The sequence below is a fragment of the Polaromonas sp. UBA4122 genome, assembly GCA_002381615.1.
Classification (GTDB): Bacteria; Pseudomonadota; Gammaproteobacteria; order Burkholderiales; family Burkholderiaceae_C; genus Polaromonas.
Window position 1 is genome coordinate 1 of record DFWY01000049.1, and the last position, 17,556, is coordinate 17,556.

Annotated in this window: 15 protein-coding genes and 2 pseudogenes; 14 read left to right on the plus strand and 3 right to left on the minus strand. The window is 62.7% G+C overall.

Annotated features, from left to right (window positions below):
- From B3F77_RS06495 to gshB, 14 genes and pseudogenes are all read left to right on the plus strand, one after another.
- Window positions 1-211: pseudogene (locus tag B3F77_RS06495) on the plus strand (nitrate reductase molybdenum cofactor assembly chaperone); the annotation flags it as partial.
- Window positions 208-927, plus strand: coding sequence for a respiratory nitrate reductase subunit gamma (narI, locus tag B3F77_RS06500; RefSeq protein WP_293604173.1), 720 nt, complete (start codon window positions 208-210; stop codon window positions 925-927). The pseudogene B3F77_RS06495 and the gene narI, both read left to right, overlap by 4 nt.
- 29 nt (window positions 928-956) lie before the next feature.
- Complete coding sequence (locus B3F77_RS06505; RefSeq protein WP_293604174.1) at window positions 957-1,805, plus strand: peptidylprolyl isomerase; 849 nt, start codon at window positions 957-959, stop codon at window positions 1,803-1,805.
- Between the two features lie 304 nt (window positions 1,806-2,109).
- Entirely contained in the window at window positions 2,110-3,363 is a 1,254-nt protein-coding gene (locus B3F77_RS06510; RefSeq protein WP_293604175.1) for an NAD(P)H-dependent flavin oxidoreductase, read from the plus strand.
- 12 nt (window positions 3,364-3,375) lie between these two features.
- A complete protein-coding gene (locus B3F77_RS06515) occupies window positions 3,376-5,805 on the plus strand; it encodes an adenosylcobalamin-dependent ribonucleoside-diphosphate reductase (protein ID WP_293604176.1) in 2,430 nt (809 codons plus the stop codon).
- Window positions 5,802-7,124 (plus strand): NnrS family protein, encoded by a 1,323-nt coding sequence (locus B3F77_RS06520; protein ID WP_293604177.1) that lies wholly within the window; start codon window positions 5,802-5,804, stop codon window positions 7,122-7,124. The genes B3F77_RS06515 and B3F77_RS06520 overlap by 4 nt, the downstream gene beginning before the upstream one ends.
- Window positions 7,125-7,136: 12 nt before the next feature.
- The gene (locus B3F77_RS06525; protein ID WP_293604178.1) at window positions 7,137-7,781 is read left to right on the plus strand and encodes a nitroreductase family protein; all 645 of its coding nucleotides are present in this window, start codon (window positions 7,137-7,139) and stop codon (window positions 7,779-7,781) included.
- An 80-nt stretch (window positions 7,782-7,861) separates the two neighbouring features.
- Window positions 7,862-8,266 (plus strand): ribonucleotide reductase subunit alpha, encoded by a 405-nt coding sequence (locus B3F77_RS06530; RefSeq protein ID WP_293604179.1) that lies wholly within the window; start codon window positions 7,862-7,864, stop codon window positions 8,264-8,266.
- Between the two features lie 83 nt (window positions 8,267-8,349).
- Window positions 8,350-8,490: a hypothetical protein gene (locus B3F77_RS06535; RefSeq protein WP_293604180.1), complete on the plus strand. Its 141-nt coding sequence runs from the start codon at window positions 8,350-8,352 to the stop codon at window positions 8,488-8,490.
- 112 nt (window positions 8,491-8,602) lie between these two features.
- Window positions 8,603-9,865 (plus strand): glutamate-5-semialdehyde dehydrogenase, encoded by a 1,263-nt coding sequence (locus B3F77_RS06540; protein WP_293604187.1) that lies wholly within the window; start codon window positions 8,603-8,605, stop codon window positions 9,863-9,865.
- Between the two features lie 148 nt (window positions 9,866-10,013).
- Window positions 10,014-11,309 carry a glutamate--cysteine ligase gene (gene gshA, locus B3F77_RS06545; protein WP_293604181.1) on the plus strand — a complete coding sequence of 432 codons (1,296 nt, stop codon included), beginning with the start codon at window positions 10,014-10,016 and terminating at the stop codon, window positions 11,307-11,309.
- 314 nt (window positions 11,310-11,623) lie between these two features.
- Window positions 11,624-13,492 (plus strand): potassium transporter Kup, encoded by a 1,869-nt coding sequence (locus B3F77_RS06550; RefSeq protein ID WP_293604182.1) that lies wholly within the window; start codon window positions 11,624-11,626, stop codon window positions 13,490-13,492.
- 283 nt (window positions 13,493-13,775) lie between these two features.
- A pseudogene (locus tag B3F77_RS06555) lies at window positions 13,776-13,997 on the plus strand (benzoate/H(+) symporter BenE family transporter); the annotation flags it as partial.
- Window positions 13,994-14,953, plus strand: a complete 960-nt coding sequence (gene gshB / locus B3F77_RS06560; protein WP_293604183.1) for a glutathione synthase — start codon at window positions 13,994-13,996, stop codon at window positions 14,951-14,953. The pseudogene B3F77_RS06555 and the gene gshB, both read left to right, overlap by 4 nt.
- A gap of 21 nt (window positions 14,954-14,974) precedes the next feature.
- Here the strand turns inward: gshB and B3F77_RS06565 are convergent, their stop codons facing one another.
- From B3F77_RS06565 to B3F77_RS06575, 3 genes are read right to left on the minus strand one after another with little or no spacing between them, the layout of a single operon-like run.
- Complete coding sequence (locus B3F77_RS06565) at window positions 14,975-15,772, minus strand: class II glutamine amidotransferase (protein ID WP_293604184.1); 798 nt, start codon at window positions 15,770-15,772, stop codon at window positions 14,975-14,977.
- A gap of 2 nt (window positions 15,773-15,774) precedes the next feature.
- The gene (locus tag B3F77_RS06570; protein WP_293604185.1) at window positions 15,775-17,262 is read right to left on the minus strand and encodes an MFS transporter; all 1,488 of its coding nucleotides are present in this window, start codon (window positions 17,260-17,262) and stop codon (window positions 15,775-15,777) included.
- 13 nt (window positions 17,263-17,275) lie between these two features.
- Window positions 17,276-17,467 (minus strand): 4-oxalocrotonate tautomerase, encoded by a 192-nt coding sequence (locus tag B3F77_RS06575; RefSeq protein WP_293604186.1) that lies wholly within the window; start codon window positions 17,465-17,467, stop codon window positions 17,276-17,278.
- Between the last annotated feature and the right edge of the window lie 89 nt (window positions 17,468-17,556).

The window sequence follows — 17,556 nt, forward strand, 5'->3', positions numbered from 1 at the left end:
TAAGAGACAGAGCGTGCTCGGCGCGCTGCTGGAGCTGGCCGGAGAAAAAGCCCAGCCGGTGCAAGTTGCAGCCGAAGAGCCAATCGACGCGGTCTGGGAAGAGCCGGTCGTTTTTGACGGCTGCTCGTCCAAGGGCCAGGCCAGGCCTGACCAGCCGCAACCGATTCACATCGTCCGCAAGGGACGTCCTGTCGAAGGAACGCAAGCATGACCACGCTGAACGATTTTCTTTTTGGTATCTATCCCTACATCTGCCTGACGGTGTTCCTGCTCGGTAGCCTGATCCGTTTCGACCGCGACCAGTACACCTGGAAGAGCGATTCCTCGCAACTGCTGCGCGCCGGCCAGCTGCGATGGGGCAGCAACCTGTTTCATGTGGGCGTGCTGTTCCTGCTTTTCGGTCACAGCTTTGGCCTGCTGACGCCGCACTTTATTTACGAGCCGTTCATCAGCGCGGGCGCCAAGCAGTTGATGGCCATGGTGTCGGGCGGTCTATTTGGCTTGCTGGGGTTCATCGGTATCTCCATTTTGCTGCACCGTCGCCTCTCTGACCCGCGGATTCGTGCCAACTCCAAGACCAGCGACATTGTGTTGTTGTGGCTGCTGTGGCTGCAGCTGGCGCTGGGTCTGGGAACCATCCCGCTGTCGGCCCAGCACCTGGACGGCAGCATGATGCTCAGGCTGGCCGAATGGGCGCAGCACATCGTGACCTTCCGCGGGGGCGCGCCAGAGCTGCTCGCCGAAGCGGGTTGGACGTTCAAGGCGCACATGTTCCTGGGGATGTCGATCTTCCTGATCTTTCCGTTCACCCGACTGGTGCATGTGTGGAGCGGGTTTGGCTCTGTGGCCTATCTCGTGCGTCCGTATCAGGTCGTGCGCAGCCGCCGCCTGGGTGTCACGGGGCGTAAGCCGCTGGGCAACCGTTAGAACATTGTTTGATCAGCGAGGTAATTTTCATGAGCATCCAGACGTCCACTATCACAGGCTGCGGTAGCAGCGCCTGCCAATGCGCCAGCACGGTGAGCGAGGCTGCGTTGCCGACAGCCTGCATCAACGGCATCGCTTTGCATGCGCCCGAGCAGCGCCCGGACACGGCCACGCTGCACGAATTGGCTTATTCCGAACTGCTGCGCCAGCAGGCGGTGCTGGCAGGCCTGTTACCGCGCCACACCGGACTGACGACGCCCGAGCTTGACGAGGCCGAGCGCAGGATCATCGAGACCATGGTGGATCAGGACGTGGTCACCCCCCAGCCTACAGAGGACGAAGGCCTGCGCTATTATGAAGCCCACAAGCCGCAGTTTGTCGTGGGACAGGCGCTGCATGTGCGGCACATCCTGTTTGCAGTCACGCCCGGCGTCAACGTCCAGGCGCTCACGGTGCATGCCGAACGGGCACTGCTGGAGCTCTCGCACAAGGGCGTTCACCCCGAGCGCTTCGCCCAACTGGCGGCCGAGTTGTCAAACTGCCCCAGCAGCACCCAGGGCGGCGATCTCGGCTGGATCGGTCCGGAGGACTGCGCGCCGGAGCTGGCCAACGAACTTTTTCACCTGAAGCATGCCCAGACGGGAATGGGCGTGCATCCCCGCTTGTTTCACACGCGTTTCGGTTTTCACATCATCGACGTGCTGGAGCGCCGCAGCGGCAAGCAGCCAGATTACGAGGAAGTGCACGAGCGCATTGCCGCCCTGTTGACCATGCAGTCGCGTGCCAGGGCGCTGCACCAGTATATGACGCTGCTGGTCGGACAGGCGCTGTTGGAAGGTGTCGATCTGGACGGGGCCGATTCGCCGTTGGTGCAATGAGTGAGAAAGCCTCACCCCCTTGGACGTGGCTCCGACTGGCGAGCGAGGCGCTGCTGATGGTGTAGGACTATAGTCCCGGGCGCCGCCGCACCGAGTAGCGCGCCGTGGTGCTGCAACTGCCTCGCCTGACGGGCTATCCATGTAGCCTCGCAGGAGGGTGAATTCACGCTGCATGGCAGGCACTCATGATCACTATACGATAATAGCGGGATAGATGTCTTTGATGCACATAAAGGCGGCTTTGTGCTGGTTTGGATAGCATGCAGCGCTGGCACTGGCCTCTATCAACCCCATGTGGAGAACGATGGACAAATTTTTCCCGACTGATCTGGCCGTGACGGCCAACGTTGACGCGGCAGCCGCTGCCGCCAGATTGCAGGCACTCTCACGCGAGTCCGGCCTTCGGCCCTTGCAGCTCGGCGGCAAGACTCTGATTCCTGTCGTGCAGGGTGGCATGGGCGTCGGCGTGTCTGCTGGTGGCCTAGCCGGTACTGTGGCGAGCCTGGGAGGCGTGGGCACCATATCCTCCGTGGATCTGCGGCGTCTGCATCCCGACCTGATGGCCCTTACCGGCCACCTGGACAAGGAGCCCGACGCGCGGCAGTTGATCGACGCGGCCAATCTTGAAGGGCTGGACCGGGAAATCCGCCGGGCGCGTGAAATTGCGCAGGGCCGTGGCCTGATTGCCGTGAACGTGATGAAGGCGCTCAGCGCCTATGAAGCGTATGTGCGCCAGGCGCTTGCCAGCGGTGCAGATGCACTGGTGGTGGGCGCCGGGCTGCCACTCGATTTGCCCGATTTGGCGCGGGAGTATCCCGGCACGGCGCTGATTCCCATCCTTTCCGACGCACGAGGCGTACAGCTGCTCGTGCGCAAGTGGGAGAAAAAAGGCCGTCTGCCCGATGCCATCGTCATCGAACATCCGGGCCTGGCCGGTGGCCATCTCGGCGCCGCCAAGGTGGCGGACTTGCACGACACGCGGTTCGATTTCGAGGTTGTGATCCCGCAGGTGCTGGAATTCTTCAAAACGGCCGGCATCGAGCGCGAGATTCCACTGATTGCTGCGGGCGGCATCAGTTGCCGGGACGACATCCTGCGCCTGCAGGCTCTGGGCGCCTCGGCCGTGCAATTGGGCACGGCTTTTGCTGTCACCCAGGAGTGCGATGCAGACCCTGCCTTCAAGCGGGTGCTGGCCGAAGCGAAGCCGGAAGACTTGGTGGAGTTCGTGAGCGTGGCCGGTCTGCCGGCGCGCGCGGTCCGTACACCCTGGCTCGACAAATACATGCGCCTGGAACCCAAGCTCAAGGCCGTCGCGCATGTCAAGGGCAAGTGCAATATGTCGTTTGATTGCCTGGCGCACTGCGGTCTGCGCGATGGCAACGCCAGCATGGGTCAGTTCTGCATCGACCAGCAGCTGGGTCACGCCTATGACGGCGATACGCGCAAAGGCCTTTACTTCCGTGGTGCAGGCCGCCTGCCGTTTGGCGATCAGATCCGAACGGTGCAAGAACTATTGCAATGGCTGCTGGGCGGCATTCGCCCTGCGGCGCTTTCCTAAGGAGCGCGAGCTATGAAGCGCGATCATTTTGACCGGCCTCAGGACCTGACGGCCACCCAACCCATCAGCCACGACGTGCTGAAGGAAAAATACCTCAAGCCCGGCGAAAGCGGGCTGGAAGACCTGTATCGGCGCGTGGCGCGGGCTCTGGCGTCGGTCGAGCCTGAAGCCGAACGCGCGAAGCACGAGGCGCTGTTCCTGGAGAACCTGCACGCCGGCGCCATTGGCGCGGGCCGCATCATGAGCGCGGCGGGTACCTCGATCCAGGCCACCCTGATCAACTGCTTTGTGCAGCCCGTGGGCGACTGCATCCAGGGTGTGGATGACGAGGGCTACCCCGGTATCTACGAAGCCTTGCGCGAAGCCGCCGAGACCATGCGGCGCGGCGGCGGCGTGGGTTACGACTTCTCGCGCATCCGTCCGCGCGGCGCCGAGGTCAAGGCCACGGCGTCCATGGCGTCAGGGCCCTGCAGCTACATCAACGTGTTCGACCAGTCCTGCTCCACGGTGGAGAGCGCGGGCGCGCGGCGCGGCGCGCAGATGGGCGTGCTGCGCATCGATCATCCTGATGTGCTGGACTTCATCACGGCCAAGCGCGCGCCGGGTCGCTGGAACAACTTCAATGTGTCGGTAGGCATGCCCGACACATTCATGCAGGCGCTGGACGACGACCAGCCCTGGGAACTGGTGCACCGTGCCAAACCCGGCGCCGCGCTGATCGCGCAGGGTGCCTTCCAGCGTGCTGACGGCCTGTGGGTCTATCAGACGGTGGCCGCGCGCGAACTGTGGGATACTGTGATGCACTCGGCCTACGACTTCGCCGAGCCCGGCATCCTGTTCCTGGACCACATCAACCAGGACAACAATCTGCGGTACTGTGAGTCGATCGCCGCGACCAATCCTTGTGGAGAACAGCCACTTCCCCCTTACGGCTGTTGCGACCTCGGGCCCATCATCCTGACGCGCTTTGTGCGATACCCGTTTGGCTTCGATGGCGTGCCGACGTTCGACTTCGAGGCGTTCGAGAAGTCGGTTGCAATCCAGGTGCGCGCGCTTGACAACGTGCTGGAAGTGACCTTCTGGCCGCTGCCGCAGCAGCGCGATGAGGCGGCCGCCAAGCGCCGCATCGGCGTGGGTTTTACCGGTATGGGCAACACGTTGGCCATGCTGTGCCTGCGCTACGACGCGCCCGAGGGCCGCGAAATGGCCGCGCGCATTGCCGTGCGCATGCGCGATGCGGCCTATGCCGCTTCCGTGGCGCTGGCCAAGGAAAAAGGCGCCTTTCCGAAGTTCGACGCCGACGGCTATCTCGCACCCGGCACTTTTGCCAGCCGACTTCCGTCGGAATTGCAGCAGTCCATCCGCGCGCACGGCATCCGCAACAGCCACCTGCTGTCGATCGCGCCCACCGGCACGGTGAGCCTGGCGTTCGCCGACAATGCGTCCAACGGCATCGAGCCGGCGTTCTCGTGGATGTATCGGCGCAAGAAGCGCGAATCTGACGGCAGCACCACCGAATACGCGGTGGAAGACCACGCTTGGCGCCTGTACCGCGAACTCGGCGGCGATGTGGACAAGCTGCCTGACTACTTCGTCTCGGCGCTCGACATGTCGGCAGCCAGCCACATCGCCATGATGGAAGCGGTGCAGCCCTTCGTGGATACAGCGATCTCCAAGACCGTGAACGTGCCGGTCGACTACCCTTATGACGACTTCAAGGGGCTGTACCAACAGGCTTGGCATGCGCGCTTGAAGGGCCTGGCGACCTACCGGCCCAACGCCATCCTGGGGGCGGTACTGGAAACCGGTCCGGCCAAGGCCGAGACCGAGGCTGCTGCCTCGTCGGCCACACCCGCTGTGGATCCGATGCGCACAGTGATCGAAAGCCGGCCCAAGGGCGCGCTATCGGCTGTGGCGGAAAAGGTCGAGTACTGGACACAGGAAGGCCACAAGACCTTATACCTCTTGGTGTCGTTCCTGCCGGTGCCGGCGGCCAGTGGCGTGGGGATGGTGGACCGTGCCATCGAGTTCTTCATGCCCGTGGGCCAAAGCGGTGAATCGCAGCAGTGGATCACCTCCAGCATGCGGCTGCTGTCGCTGGCTGCGCGCGGCGGCTTCCTGGAGCGCGCGCTCAGCGACATGCGCAAGGTGGCGTGGGATCGTGGCCCCGTGCGCCTGGGTACCTACGAAAAAATCGACGGCACGCGCGTGCCGTTGTGGCACGAATCGGAGGTGGCGGCCATCGCGTATGCGGTGCAGAACATCATCACGCGGCGTGCCAGTCAGCCAGCGGTGAGCGCGGTCGAATCCCTGACCACGGCCACGCTGGCGCCGCCCATCATGGCTGGCAAGAAATGCGGCGAATGCGGCGCCCATGCCGTGATCCGCAAGGACGGATGCGACTATTGCACCCAATGCGGCCACTTGGGAACCTGCGGATGAACCAGCGCCCGGTCATTCCTTTGCGGGTGACCCAAGGCAAGCCTTCCGCCGAGGAGCGGGCGAAGATTGATCATCGCTGGCATGCCCGCTACTTGCTGCTGGCGCCCCACCGGTTGGGTTTCTTCCTGGCCATGGTGGTGCTGGTGGCGTCGGGGGCCTGGTGGGCGCTGGTGCAGTTTGACCGGGTCAGCGCCGTGCTGGCGCTGCCATACGCACTGTCGCCTTCGCTGGTGCATGCGGCGGTGATGACGTTTGGTTTCATTCCGCTGTTCTTCTCGGGTTTTCTGTTCACAGCCGGCCCCAAGTGGCTGGGCGTGCCGCCCCTTGAGGTCCAGCTGCTGCTGGCGCCACTGCTGTTGCAGGCGACGGGATGGTTGCTGTGGCTGACAGGCGCGCATCTGCATGCGCTGATTTCGGTGGCCGCGCTCGTCATGGCCTGGACCGGCCTGGTGCGGATAACGTGGCTGTTTTGGCGGCTTATCCGGCTCAGCCGGGCTGAAGACCAACTGCATGCGCGCACGATCGGCGTGGCGTGCGTCGCAGGCTGCCTGAGCCTTGCGGGCCTGGTGCTCAGTCTGGTGCTTGACGCCCCTGCCGTGGCCCTGGCCTGCATCCTCACTGGCCTGTGGGGCTTCGTCCTGGTGGTGTTCGTGTCGGTGGCGCACCGCATGATCCCGTTCTTCACCTCCAGCGCCATGCCGCTTGTCGCTGTGTGGCGCCCGTTCTGGGTGTTATGGCTGATGCTGGCCGCCGCCACCGTGGAGGTCGCCGCCGTATGGGTAGAACTCGACGGCCCGCTTCAGGGCCCCGCGGCGTCTGTGTGGATGCTTGCGCGCGGCATTTTCGAGTTGGCGACGGGCGGTGTGCTGCTCTGGCTCGCTGTGGTCTGGGGGCTGGTGCAAAGCCTCAAAAACCGTTTGCTGGCCATGTTGCACATTGGTTTTCTCTGGCTCGGTCTGGCGCTGGTACTGGGCGGCATCTCGCAGTTGCTGGGCTTGCTGCAGGGGGCACCGGTGCTGGGCCTGGGGTCGCTGCACGCCCTCACTATGGGGTGTCTGGCTTCGCTGATGCTCGCCATGGTCACACGCGTGTCCTGTGGCCACAGCGGGCGCGCGCTGGTGGCCGACCGCCTCGTTTGGTCGTTGTTCTGGCTGTTGCAGGCGGCCACGGTGCTGCGCATTGCGGCTGCCGTGCAGAGTGCGCTGGCGGGTTGGCTGTTGTTCTCGGCCGCCCTGCTGTGGGCCACCGTCATGGCCGTGTGGGGCGTGCGCCTGGGAAGCTGGCATGGCCATCTGCGTGCCGACGGACGACCCGGCTAAGGGGACGGCGTGATGACCCCTCTTGTCACCACCCCACCGCATGGCGCTGCGTCCCAGAATTCGCCGCTGGCCGACAACGATCTGGCGGCCACGGCTGCGCTGCTCATGCAGTCGCGTCAAACCATTTTGCCCAAGCACCTGGCGACACCGGGGCCCGATACGGACCAGTTGGGCATGATCCTGGGCGCTGCAGCCACCGCGCCCGATCACGGGCAGCTCTTGCCCTGGCGCTTTGTGCTGGTGCCGCAAGCTGCGCGTACACGGCTGGCCGATGTCTTTGGTGCCGCGCTCATCGAGCGCGATGCCGCAGCCATGCCCGAGCAGGTGGCGCAGGCGCAAGAAAAGGCGCACCGTTCCCCGCTGCTCATGCTGGTGGTGGTCGATGGCCAGCGTGGCGACCCCGAGATCGACCTGCACGAGCGTATCGTCTCCGCTGGCTGCGCGGTGCAGAACATGCTGCTCATGGCCACCGCACTGGGGTATGGCTCGGCGCTGACCAGCGGCAAGGCCCTGAAGTTCACGGGGCTGCGCGCGCTGTTCGGTTTGGCGGAGGGCGAGCACGCACTGTGCTTCGTCAGCATCGGCACGGTGCAGACGCGCAAAAACGAGCGTTTGCGGCCCGCGCCGATCGATTATGTGAGTACCCTTTCTCCCTAGTGGGGAGGTGGCGTCCGGGTTCTAATCAGCATGGCCAGCGCGGGCCTTGCGTCCGTTTTTTTGCAACTGGATATCTCTCCATGAACATTTCGAGTTTTGACGATCTCCTGCAGGCTGCCCGGGCCCAGAGTGAGCCGCAGCGCCTGCTGTTTGTGTTTGCCGGCGTCGAGTTGCCCGAGGACAGCACCTCCGCGCAACGCGAGGGTTTTGAGGCCGGTCAGGGCGGTGCGCTGGTGCCGCTGATGTGCGTGGACAAGCGCCCTGAGGAGCTGGCCTCGTTTGCCGAACTGGTGCAGGAGTCCAGCCAGTTTGGTCACGACTGGGGTATTGTGTTTGCAGCCGCCCTGTCGGGCACCCAACACCAGGCACCCACCAGCGAAGAGGCCGAGGCGCCGCTGCAGCACATGGTCGAAGCCATCAAGCGCGGTGAGCACGCAGCCTACATTCCCTTTGACACGCAGGGGCAGGCCGTACAGATTGGTTGACATGAGCACCGCTCTCCCCCGAGTTACAAGCTCTGTTGCGCTACCCGGCCACAGTGCACCGGCAGCAGGCATTGGAGCACCTTTTGACAGGCTGGCCAGCTGCCACGAACGAGCGGGTGGAGCGCCGCACGCTGCTGGCCGTGGCCGAGAGCCCCGCGTCCGACGGGACAGCGCTGGCACACGCCCAAACCGAGGTGTTAAACCGCTTCGCCGCCTGTCCGTGATCACAGGCAAAATACGTCCATGAACGCACCTGCTCTCCAAAACGCAATGACCCAAAAAAGCAACGTTAACAGCGAAGTTGGTAGCGAAGTCCGCAGCGAACTCGCGCGCCTGATGGAAACCCTGGGATTCAAGGCAAAAGCAGCTTCAACCAAGGTAGCACGGGCGTCAACAGCTATCAAAAACAGAGCACTTCTGGGCCTGGCGGCGTTGCTGCGGCAGAACGTCGAGGCCCTGCAGACCGCCAACCAGGGCGACCTCGAACGGGCTGGAGCGGCCGGGCTGGCCGGCCCGCTGCTGGACCGGCTCAAGCTCAGCCCTAAAGACATTGAAACCGTGGCACTGGGTTGCGAGCAACTGGCCGCAATGCCCGACGTGATTGGTGAAATCATCGGCATGAAAGAGCAGCCCAGCGGCATTCGCGTAGGCCAGATGCGCGTGCCCATCGGTGTCTTCGGAATGATTTACGAGAGCCGCCCCAACGTGACGATTGAAGCGGCGTCGCTGGCCATCAAGAGCGGCAACGCCTGCATACTGCGCGGCGGCTCCGAGGCCATCGAGTCGAACATGGCGCTGGCAGCGCTGGTGCAGCGGGCCCTAGTGGAAGCGGGCCTGCCAGCGGACGCAGTGCAGCTGGTGCCCACCACCGACCGCGAAGCCGTGGGATATCTCATCACCATGCCGCAATATGTGGACGTCATCATTCCGCGCGGCGGCAAGGGCCTGATAGCGCGCATCAGCCGCGACGCCAAAGTGCCTGTCATCAAGCACCTGGACGGCAACTGCCATATGTATGTCGACGACCCCTGCGACATAGCCATGGCGGTCCGGGTCGCCGACAACGCCAAAACCCAAAAATACAGCCCCTGCAACGCTACCGAAAGCCTGCTGGTGGCGCGCGGCGTGGCCGCCGACTTCCTGCCAAAAATCGGGGCTATTTACGCGGCCAAAGGCGTGGAAATGCGCTGCGATGCCGAAGCGCAGGCCCAACTGGCCCTGATTGCGGGTGTGCCCGGCGTCAACATCAAACCCGCTACCGAGCAGGACTGGTACGAGGAATACCTGGCGCCCATCATCAGCATCAAGGTGGTGGCGGGCGTTGACGAAGCGATCGCTCACATCAATCAGTATTCCAGCCACCACACCGATGCCATACTGACGCGCGACCATATGCATGCCCAGCGCTTTTTGCGCGAGGTCGATTCGGCCAGCGTCATGGTGAATGCAAGCACCCGGTTTGCCGATGGTTTCGAGTTTGGCCTGGGTGCCGAGATCGGCATCAGCACCGACAAGTTTCACGCGCGTGGGCCGGTCGGCATTGAAGGGCTCACCTCACTCAAATACGTGGTGCTGGGCCAGGGCGAAGTGCGCACCTGAACGGTTTGACGCCGGGAAGAAACGGGTTTAGTCTGGCACGGACCTCGCCGGGCCACGCCTTGCAACCGGCACGGTCGCCCCCATTTCTTTGAAATTCGGTCAAATATTGCCGGATCCAATAACAACAGTTCCTATCGAAAGTGGCCGCATGGTTCCGCATCTCATTACCGCCCTGACCGGCCCCATCAACGAACTCGAACAGCGCATTCTCGACACCACGCCTGCCATTGAGCGCTGGTTCCGGCTCGAGTGGATGGAGCACCAGCCGCCTTTTTACTGCTCGGTTGACATCCGCAATGCCGGTTTCAAGCTCGCGCCGGTAGACACTAACCTGTTCCCTGGTGGCTGGAACAACCTGACGCCCGAGATGCTGCCCCTGGCGGTGCAAGCCGCCATGGCCGCCATTGAGAAAATCTGCCCCGAAGCCCGCAACTTGCTGGTGGTGCCCGAAAACCACACGGGCAACACTTACTATTTGTCGAATGTGCTGCAGCTCAAGCGCATTTTTCACCAGGCCGGTCTCAACGTCCGCTTTGGCTCCCTCAGTTCCGAGATCAAGGAGCCCACCACGCTGAACCTGCCGACCGGCGAGAGCCTCACGATCGAGCCGCTGATCCGTACCGACCGGCGCCTGGGGCTGAAAGACTTCAACCCCTGCGCCATTCTGCTGAACAACGACCTGTCGGCAGGTATTCCCGGCATTCTGGAAGACCTCAATGAGCAGTACCTGTTGCCGCCGCTGCACGCCAGCTGGTCGGTGCGCCGCAAGTCCACCCATTTCAAGGCCTACGAAGAAGTCTCCAAGCGTTTTGGCAAGCTGCTGGGCGTTGACCCCTGGCTCATTAACCCGATGTTTGCGCAATGTGGCGACGTCAACTTCGCCGAAGGGGCGGGCATGGAGTGCCTGACCACCAACGTGGATGCCCTGCTGTCCAAGATCAAGCGCAAGTACAAGGAATACGGCATCAACGAAAAACCGTTTGTCGTGGTCAAGGCCGACAACGGCACCTATGGCATGGGCATCATGACGGTGCGCGACGTGAAAGACCTGGGCGCGCTGAGCAGCAAGACCAATCACAAGATGAGCACGACCAAAGACGGGCAGGCGCTGTCCGAAGTCATCATCCAGGAAGGCGTGCTGACCAACGAACGCGTCAACGACGCGGTGGCCGAGCCGGTGGTCTACCTGATGGACCGTTATGTGGTCGGCGGGTTTTACCGTGTGCACGCCGAGCGTGGCGTGGACGAAAACCTCAACGCTCCCGGTGCCAGCTTTGTGCCGCTGGCCTTTGCTGACAGTGGTCGCCTGCCCCAGCCGGGTGAAAAACCCGGCTCCAGCAGCCCCAACCGTTTCTATATGTATGGCGTGATCGCCCGGCTCGCCATGCTGGCCGCCAGTTACGAACTGGAAGCGACCGATCCAGACGCTGAGGTGTATGACTGAAACCGGGCCCTGAACAGGGCATTTTTCAGGCCTGTTTTGGCCTCTTGCCCTCATTCAACGGGTATGAATCGCTCTATAAATAATCGTAAATGTCGGTCAGCCAGCGAGTCGGTATGGGATTTGTCAACCGGGAGCCGTGTTACAAGTTGTTGCGTTGCCACAAAACCAGTATTTGTTGGACCTAGGGGTGTTTGCCGACTTGCAAGTCGAGCACCTGAGTGCAAAATAGCGGTCCCATAGGTAACCGCTCCCGTCGGCTTTTGCCGCCCTTGACCGCGTGTTCTCCGGTCAATCGCCAAAGACGGGAAGTTTTTGTGTCCAGTAAAAAATCACCACTTGCGGCGCTCACCCTGGGCGCCATTGGTGTCGTCTACGGCGACATCGGAACCAGCGTCCTGTATGCCGTCAAGGAAGTTTTCGGCTCCGGGCGCGTTCCTTTCACCCCCGACAACGTGTACGGCATCCTGTCCATCTTCTTCTGGACGCTCACCGTCATCGTCTCGATCAAATACGTGACGCTGGTGCTGCGCGCTGACAACAACGGCGAGGGCGGCCTGATTGCCATGCTGGCGCTGGCGTCCACCGCGGTCAAGGACAAGCCCAAAACGCGGCGCACCTTGCTGCTCGTGGGCATTTTCGGCACCTCGCTGTTTTATGGTGACGGCGTCATCACACCGGCCATTTCAGTGCTGTCGGCGGTCGAAGGTCTGGAAGTCGTCTCGCCGGCTTTCACCAAGGGCGTGATTCCCATCACGCTCATCATCCTGCTTGGCCTGTTTGTGGTCCAAAAACACGGTACCACCGGCATCGGCAAGTTTTTTGGGCCCGTGACGCTGGTCTGGTTTGCCGTGATTGCCCTGCTGGGCATCTCGCAGATCGCGACCCACCCGGTCATCCTCAAGGCGCTCAGCCCGTATTACGCGCTGATGTTCATAGGGGCCAATCCGGGTACAACGTTTATTATCCTGGGCGCTGTGGTGCTGTGCGTCACGGGCGCCGAGGCGCTGTATGCCGACCTCGGCCATTTCGGCAAACGGCCCATCCGGCTGGCCTGGTTTTCGATCGTCATGCCCGCGTTGGTGCTCAATTATTTCGGTCAGGGCGCGCTGCTGCTGGGCAACCCGGCCGCCGTGAAAAATCCGTTTTATCTGATGGCCCCTGAATGGGCCATGCTGCCGCTGGTGGGCCTGGCCACCCTGGCCACGGTGATCGCGTCGCAAGCGCTGATCACCGGCGCCTTCAGCGTGACCAAGCAGGCCATCCAGATGGGCTACCTGCCGCGCCTGAAGATCCAGCACACCAGCGTGCGCGACACCGGCCAGATCTACATCCCCTTCGTCAACTGGGGCTTGTTTGTCACCATCGTGCTGGCGGTGGTGATGTTCCGCTCCTCGAGCAACCTGGCGGCCGCCTACGGCATTGCAGTGTGCACCGACATGCTGATTACCACTATCCTGACCTTCTATGTGATTCGTTATGCCTGGAACTACCCGCTCAGCCTGTGCCTCGCCGCCACCGGCGTATTCTTTGTCGTGGACTTTGCGTTTTTTGCCTCCAACCTCATGAAGCTGTTTGCCGGCGGCTGGTTCCCCCTGGCTATTGGCGGCGCGGTCTTCACCCTGATGATCACCTGGAAAGAGGGCCGGCGGATTCTCAACGAAAAACTGCGCGCCGACGCCATCGACCTGCCCGGTTTTCTGGACGCTGTGTTCGTCAATCCGCCAGCGCGGGTCGAGGGCACTGCCGTCTTCATGACCGCTGAGCCCGGGATTGTGCCCAACGCGCTGCTGCACAACCTCAAGCACAACAAGGTGCTGCACCAGCAGAACCTGTTTGTGACGGTGCGCAACCACGAGGTGCCCTGGATCGGCATGAGCAAGCGTCTCGAAGTTGAATCGCTGGGCCACGACTGCTGGCAGGTGGTGGTGCACTATGGTTTCAAGAACGATCCGGACTTGCCCAGAGCCCTGCAGCAGATCAAGGGCCGGGGCGTCGAGCTCGAGTCCATGACGACCAGCTACTTCCTCTCGCGCGACACGGTGGTTCCGACCATTGGCGGCGGTATGGCACCCTGGCGCGAAAAGCTGTTTGCGCAGATGCACTACAGCGCCAGCGGTGCGGCGGACTTCCTGAATCTGCCGAACAACTCTGTGGTGGAGTTGGGTAGCAAGATTGAGATTTGAGAGTGTTTTAGGGTTATAACCCAGTAAATACGGGTGCAGACAGCTATCTTATTGATAGCGTATTGCTTTCACCAACAGGCCGGGGATAGCCCGGCGGCCAGTAACTTTCTTTTGCTTCGCCAAAGAAACCTAAGGAAAAGTTAGTCGCTCGCCGGGGCGAGACCCGGCCAGTCCGCTACGCTAAGCTCGCTATTAATAAAGTAGCTGCCCGCGCCCGAATCCATTGGCTTATAGGTCAGAACCATGCCTGAAAATAGCCAAAAACAGCTTTTTTGCCAGCGACCTGACTGCTGCTGTGCTGGACGAGGCGCACCGCCAGGCGGCACTCATCACTTTCCTTGTCACGCTCTCGGGCATTGCAATAGCCGGTGTCGGCCCGGCCTTTTGGGGCGTGGTCGCCGGCGGGATGGCGCTGTTTGTACAACAATACGGACAAGCACGCCGCGCGCCCTTGTCTGGGCCGGCTAAAACAACCACGAACTCCAGGTCATTAAAAAATTCATGAACATTCTTTTTATTGCCGATCCGCTGGCGTCGTTCAAGATCTACAAAGACAGCACCTTTGCCATGATGCGTGAGGCGCAAAGGCGCGGGCACCGCATCAGCGCCTGCGAGCCGCAAGACTTGCTGTGGCAGCGCGGCTCGGCCGTCACGGCCCATGTGCGCGACATCACGCTGACCGGCGATACGGTGAACTGGTTCGAGGAACGCGGCACGCGTGCGGTGGCGCTGAAAGACTTCGATGCCATCCTCATGCGAAAGGACCCGCCGTTTGACAGCGAGTATTTCTACGCCACGCACCTGCTGGAGCAAGCCGAGCGCGATGGCGCGACGGTGTTCAACAAGCCGCGCGCATTGCGCGACCACCCCGAGAAGCTGGCGATCATGGAGTTTCCCCAGTTCATCGGGCCCACGCTGGTGACGCGCGACCCCGAGGACATCAAGCGCTTTCATGCCGAGCACGGCGACATCATCCTCAAGCCGCTCGATGGCATGGGCGGCATGGGCATCTTCCGCGTCGGGCCGGAGGGCCTGAACCTGGGCTCGATTACCGAGACGCTGAACCGCCATGGGGCGCAGAGCCTGATGGTGCAGAAGTTCCTGCCCGAGATCGTCGACGGCGACAAGCGCGTGCTCATCATCGGTGGCAAGACTGTGCCCTACAGCCTGGCGCGCATCCCGCAGGGCAGCGAAGTGCGTGGCAATCTCGCGGCCGGCGGCAAGGGCGTGGCGAAAAAGCTCTCGGCGCGCGATCGCGAAATCGGCGAGGCGCTCGGGCCGATTCTCCACAGCCGCGGACTGCTGCTCGCCGGCGTGGATGTGATTGGCGACTGCGTCACCGAGATCAACGTGACCAGCCCCACCTGCTTCCAGGAAATTTTTGACCAGACCGGGTTTGATGTGGCGGCGATGTTCATCGACGCCCTCGAACAAGCGCTGGAGCAGGCGCTGCCAGCCTGAAGGCGCTGAGCTCTCGCGGTTCTAGGCGTCCGCCAGCGCGCCGTCCACAAACACCTTGATCTCGCCAGGCGCAAAAACCGTCCAGTGTTCGTTGCTGGTGAGCGGCGCCGTCACCACCACGGCCACCCGGTCGGTGGGGTTCGTGTACTCGGCAAAGTTGACGCTGACGTCTTCGTCGCTCAGCGTGGCATGGGCAAACGGCTGGCGGCGCTCCACGTAATACAGGCTGGTGGACGCATGGGCCCAGAGCGCCTGCCCGTTGCTCAGCAAAAAATTGAAGGTGCCGTGGCGGGCAATTTGTGCCGCCAGCTCGCGCAGGGTGATGCTCAGTTCCTGCACGCTGGGCACGCCCGCGTGAGATTTGGCCAGCTCCTGCATGATCCAGCAAAAGGCCCGCTCGCTGTCGGTGCTGCCGACCGGCCTGAAGCTGCCATGCAGCCGCGGCGAGAATTCCTTGAGGTCGCCATTGTGCGCAAACACCCAGTAGCGGCCCCACAGCTCGCGCACGAAGGGGTGACAGTTTTCCAGCGCCACGCGACCCTGTGTTGCCTTGCGGATGTGCGCAATCACGTTGCGGCTTTTGATGGGGTAGCGCCGAATCAGCTCGGCCACCGGAGACTCCCAGGCCGGCTGGTGATCGACAAAATGGCGCAGGCCCTTGTCGCTGTCCACGCTAGCTGCGCTGCCGTCACCTTCAAAAAAAGCAATGCCCCAGCCGTCGGTATGGTGGTCGGTGTGCCCGCCACGTTGCGCAAAGCCGCGAAAGCTGAAGGTCACGTCCGTGGGCGCGTTGCAGTTCATGCCGAGCAGCTGGCACATGGTCAGTCCACTTCCTGTTTTTCGGTCTGCAACTGGGGTACGGGCACTGGCGCACGAAGTTGCCACGCCGCCACCATTGCCAGCGCACACAAGGCGGCCAGCATCAAAAAGGCCTCGTTAAAGGCCGCCAGCCGCGCCGGGCTGCTGGTGGCGTTGGCAAACGAATCGCCATGCACAGCCAAGCGCCACTCCAGCACAATGCCGCACAGGCTCACGCCAATGGCACCACCCAGCATGCGCAAAAAGTTGATGGCGCTGGCGCCTTGAGGCAGCAGGTGTTCATGAAGCGGCCGCAGCGAGCCGAGGTTGAGCGAGGGCAGGATAAAGCCCAGCCCGATGCGTCCCAGCGCGGCCCACATCACCAGCAGCCACAGTGCGGAAGTCAGGGTCACCGTCAGCATCAGCGCAAACGAAGCTGCCAGCAAGGCCAGTCCAACGCTGACCAGCAGCCAGGTCGGTTGTTTGTCGGCCAGCCGGCCTACGCCGGCGATGGTGGCGGCCAGCACCAGACCCGCAGGCAACAGGATGGTGCCCACATGCGAAGCCGACAGGTTCAGGCCCAGCTGCAGATACAGCGGCAGCAGGTAGGTTGAACCAAACAGTGCGGTGCCGTAAATGAAGGCCACGATGCTGCCCATGGCGAAGGGGCGGTAGCCAAATAGCGCCAGGTTCATCAGCGGTGCGCGGCCTGTGGCGGCCAGGCGACGCTGCCAGCCCACAAACAGCAGCAGCGCAAGAGCGGCAGCGCCCAGCAGCAGCAACGCTTGCAGGCGGCCGCCGCCGCGCAGCTCGACCATGCCATTGAGCAGGCACAGCGTCCCCACGGCGCCCAGCAGCAGGCCGCGCCAGTCGATCATGGCGCCTTTGCGGTTGGCTGCCACACCACCGGGCGCGGTGTTGGGTACATAACGGTAGGCCATCCACAGCGACACCAGGCACAGCGGAATCACCATGAAGAAAATCGAGCGCCAGCCGAACAGGTCGACCAGCACGCCGCCCATGCTTGGCCCCAGTGCAGGTGCCAGCACCACGCCCATGCCGAACAGTCCGCTGGCCCGGCCCTGCTCATGGGGCTCAAAGGCCTGCATGATGACGATGGCCGGGATGGGTTGCACAATGCCGGCGGCAAGCCCTTCTGCCACGCGCCCGCCCAGCACCAAAGCGAAATGGTTGGCCAGGCCGCCGACGAGGCCGCCCGCCATCAGCAGCAGCATGGTGCCAGCGTAGGTGCGCCGGTAGCCATAGCGCGCCAGCAGCCACGGCGTGGTCAGCATGGAGACCGTCATGGCCACCATGAAGCCAGAGCTGACCCACTGCGCACGTTCCTGGCCCAGCGCGAAATGATGGCTCATGTCGGGAATCGCCACATTGACGATGGTCGACGACATGATGGACGCCATGGTGCCTATCATTACCGACAGCAGCAACAGCCAGCGATAGCGCGGGCCATAGCATGCCTGCAGGTCGGTGAGCGAGGAAGACGTGCTCAAGCGCCTACCGGGCTCAGTCTTTCGGCTCCGACCAGAGCTTGCCGCCGGTGGCCCAGTTCTCGCGCTTGATATCGGTGATGATGATGTCCACCGAGTCGGGCTGGCCGCCGAGAATCTCGACGCTGACGCGGGTGATGGCTTCGACCAGCTTTTTCTTTTGTTCAATGGTCCGGCCTTCCATCATTTCTACATGGTATGTGGGCATGGTTTCCTTTTGGTGAGGTTGTTCGGATAGGATTTGTCGGTCGGCTGATGCTGCGGCCCGCCCGCCCTGTCTCTTATACACATCTCCGA

What these genes read in the sequence shown, in the direction of transcription:
- B3F77_RS06565 (WP_293604184.1), bottom strand. Translation starts at nt 15,772, where the DNA reads ATGTGCCAGCTGCTCGGCATGAACTGCAACGCGCCCACGGACGTGACC.
- B3F77_RS06510 (WP_293604175.1), top strand. Translation starts at nt 2,110, where the DNA reads ATGGACAAATTTTTCCCGACTGATCTGGCCGTGACGGCCAACGTTGAC.
- B3F77_RS06540 (WP_293604187.1), top strand. Translation starts at nt 8,603, where the DNA reads ATGGAAACCCTGGGATTCAAGGCAAAAGCAGCTTCAACCAAGGTAGCA.
- gshA (WP_293604181.1), top strand. Translation starts at nt 10,014, where the DNA reads ATGGTTCCGCATCTCATTACCGCCCTGACCGGCCCCATCAACGAACTC.
- B3F77_RS06525 (WP_293604178.1), top strand. Translation starts at nt 7,137, where the DNA reads ATGACCCCTCTTGTCACCACCCCACCGCATGGCGCTGCGTCCCAGAAT.
- B3F77_RS06575 (WP_293604186.1), bottom strand. Translation starts at nt 17,467, where the DNA reads ATGCCCACATACCATGTAGAAATGATGGAAGGCCGGACCATTGAACAA.
- B3F77_RS06505 (WP_293604174.1), top strand. Translation starts at nt 957, where the DNA reads ATGAGCATCCAGACGTCCACTATCACAGGCTGCGGTAGCAGCGCCTGC.
- B3F77_RS06530 (WP_293604179.1), top strand. Translation starts at nt 7,862, where the DNA reads ATGAACATTTCGAGTTTTGACGATCTCCTGCAGGCTGCCCGGGCCCAG.
- gshB (WP_293604183.1), top strand. Translation starts at nt 13,994, where the DNA reads ATGAACATTCTTTTTATTGCCGATCCGCTGGCGTCGTTCAAGATCTAC.
- B3F77_RS06515 (WP_293604176.1), top strand. Translation starts at nt 3,376, where the DNA reads ATGAAGCGCGATCATTTTGACCGGCCTCAGGACCTGACGGCCACCCAA.
- narI (WP_293604173.1), top strand. Translation starts at nt 208, where the DNA reads ATGACCACGCTGAACGATTTTCTTTTTGGTATCTATCCCTACATCTGC.
- B3F77_RS06520 (WP_293604177.1), top strand. Translation starts at nt 5,802, where the DNA reads ATGAACCAGCGCCCGGTCATTCCTTTGCGGGTGACCCAAGGCAAGCCT.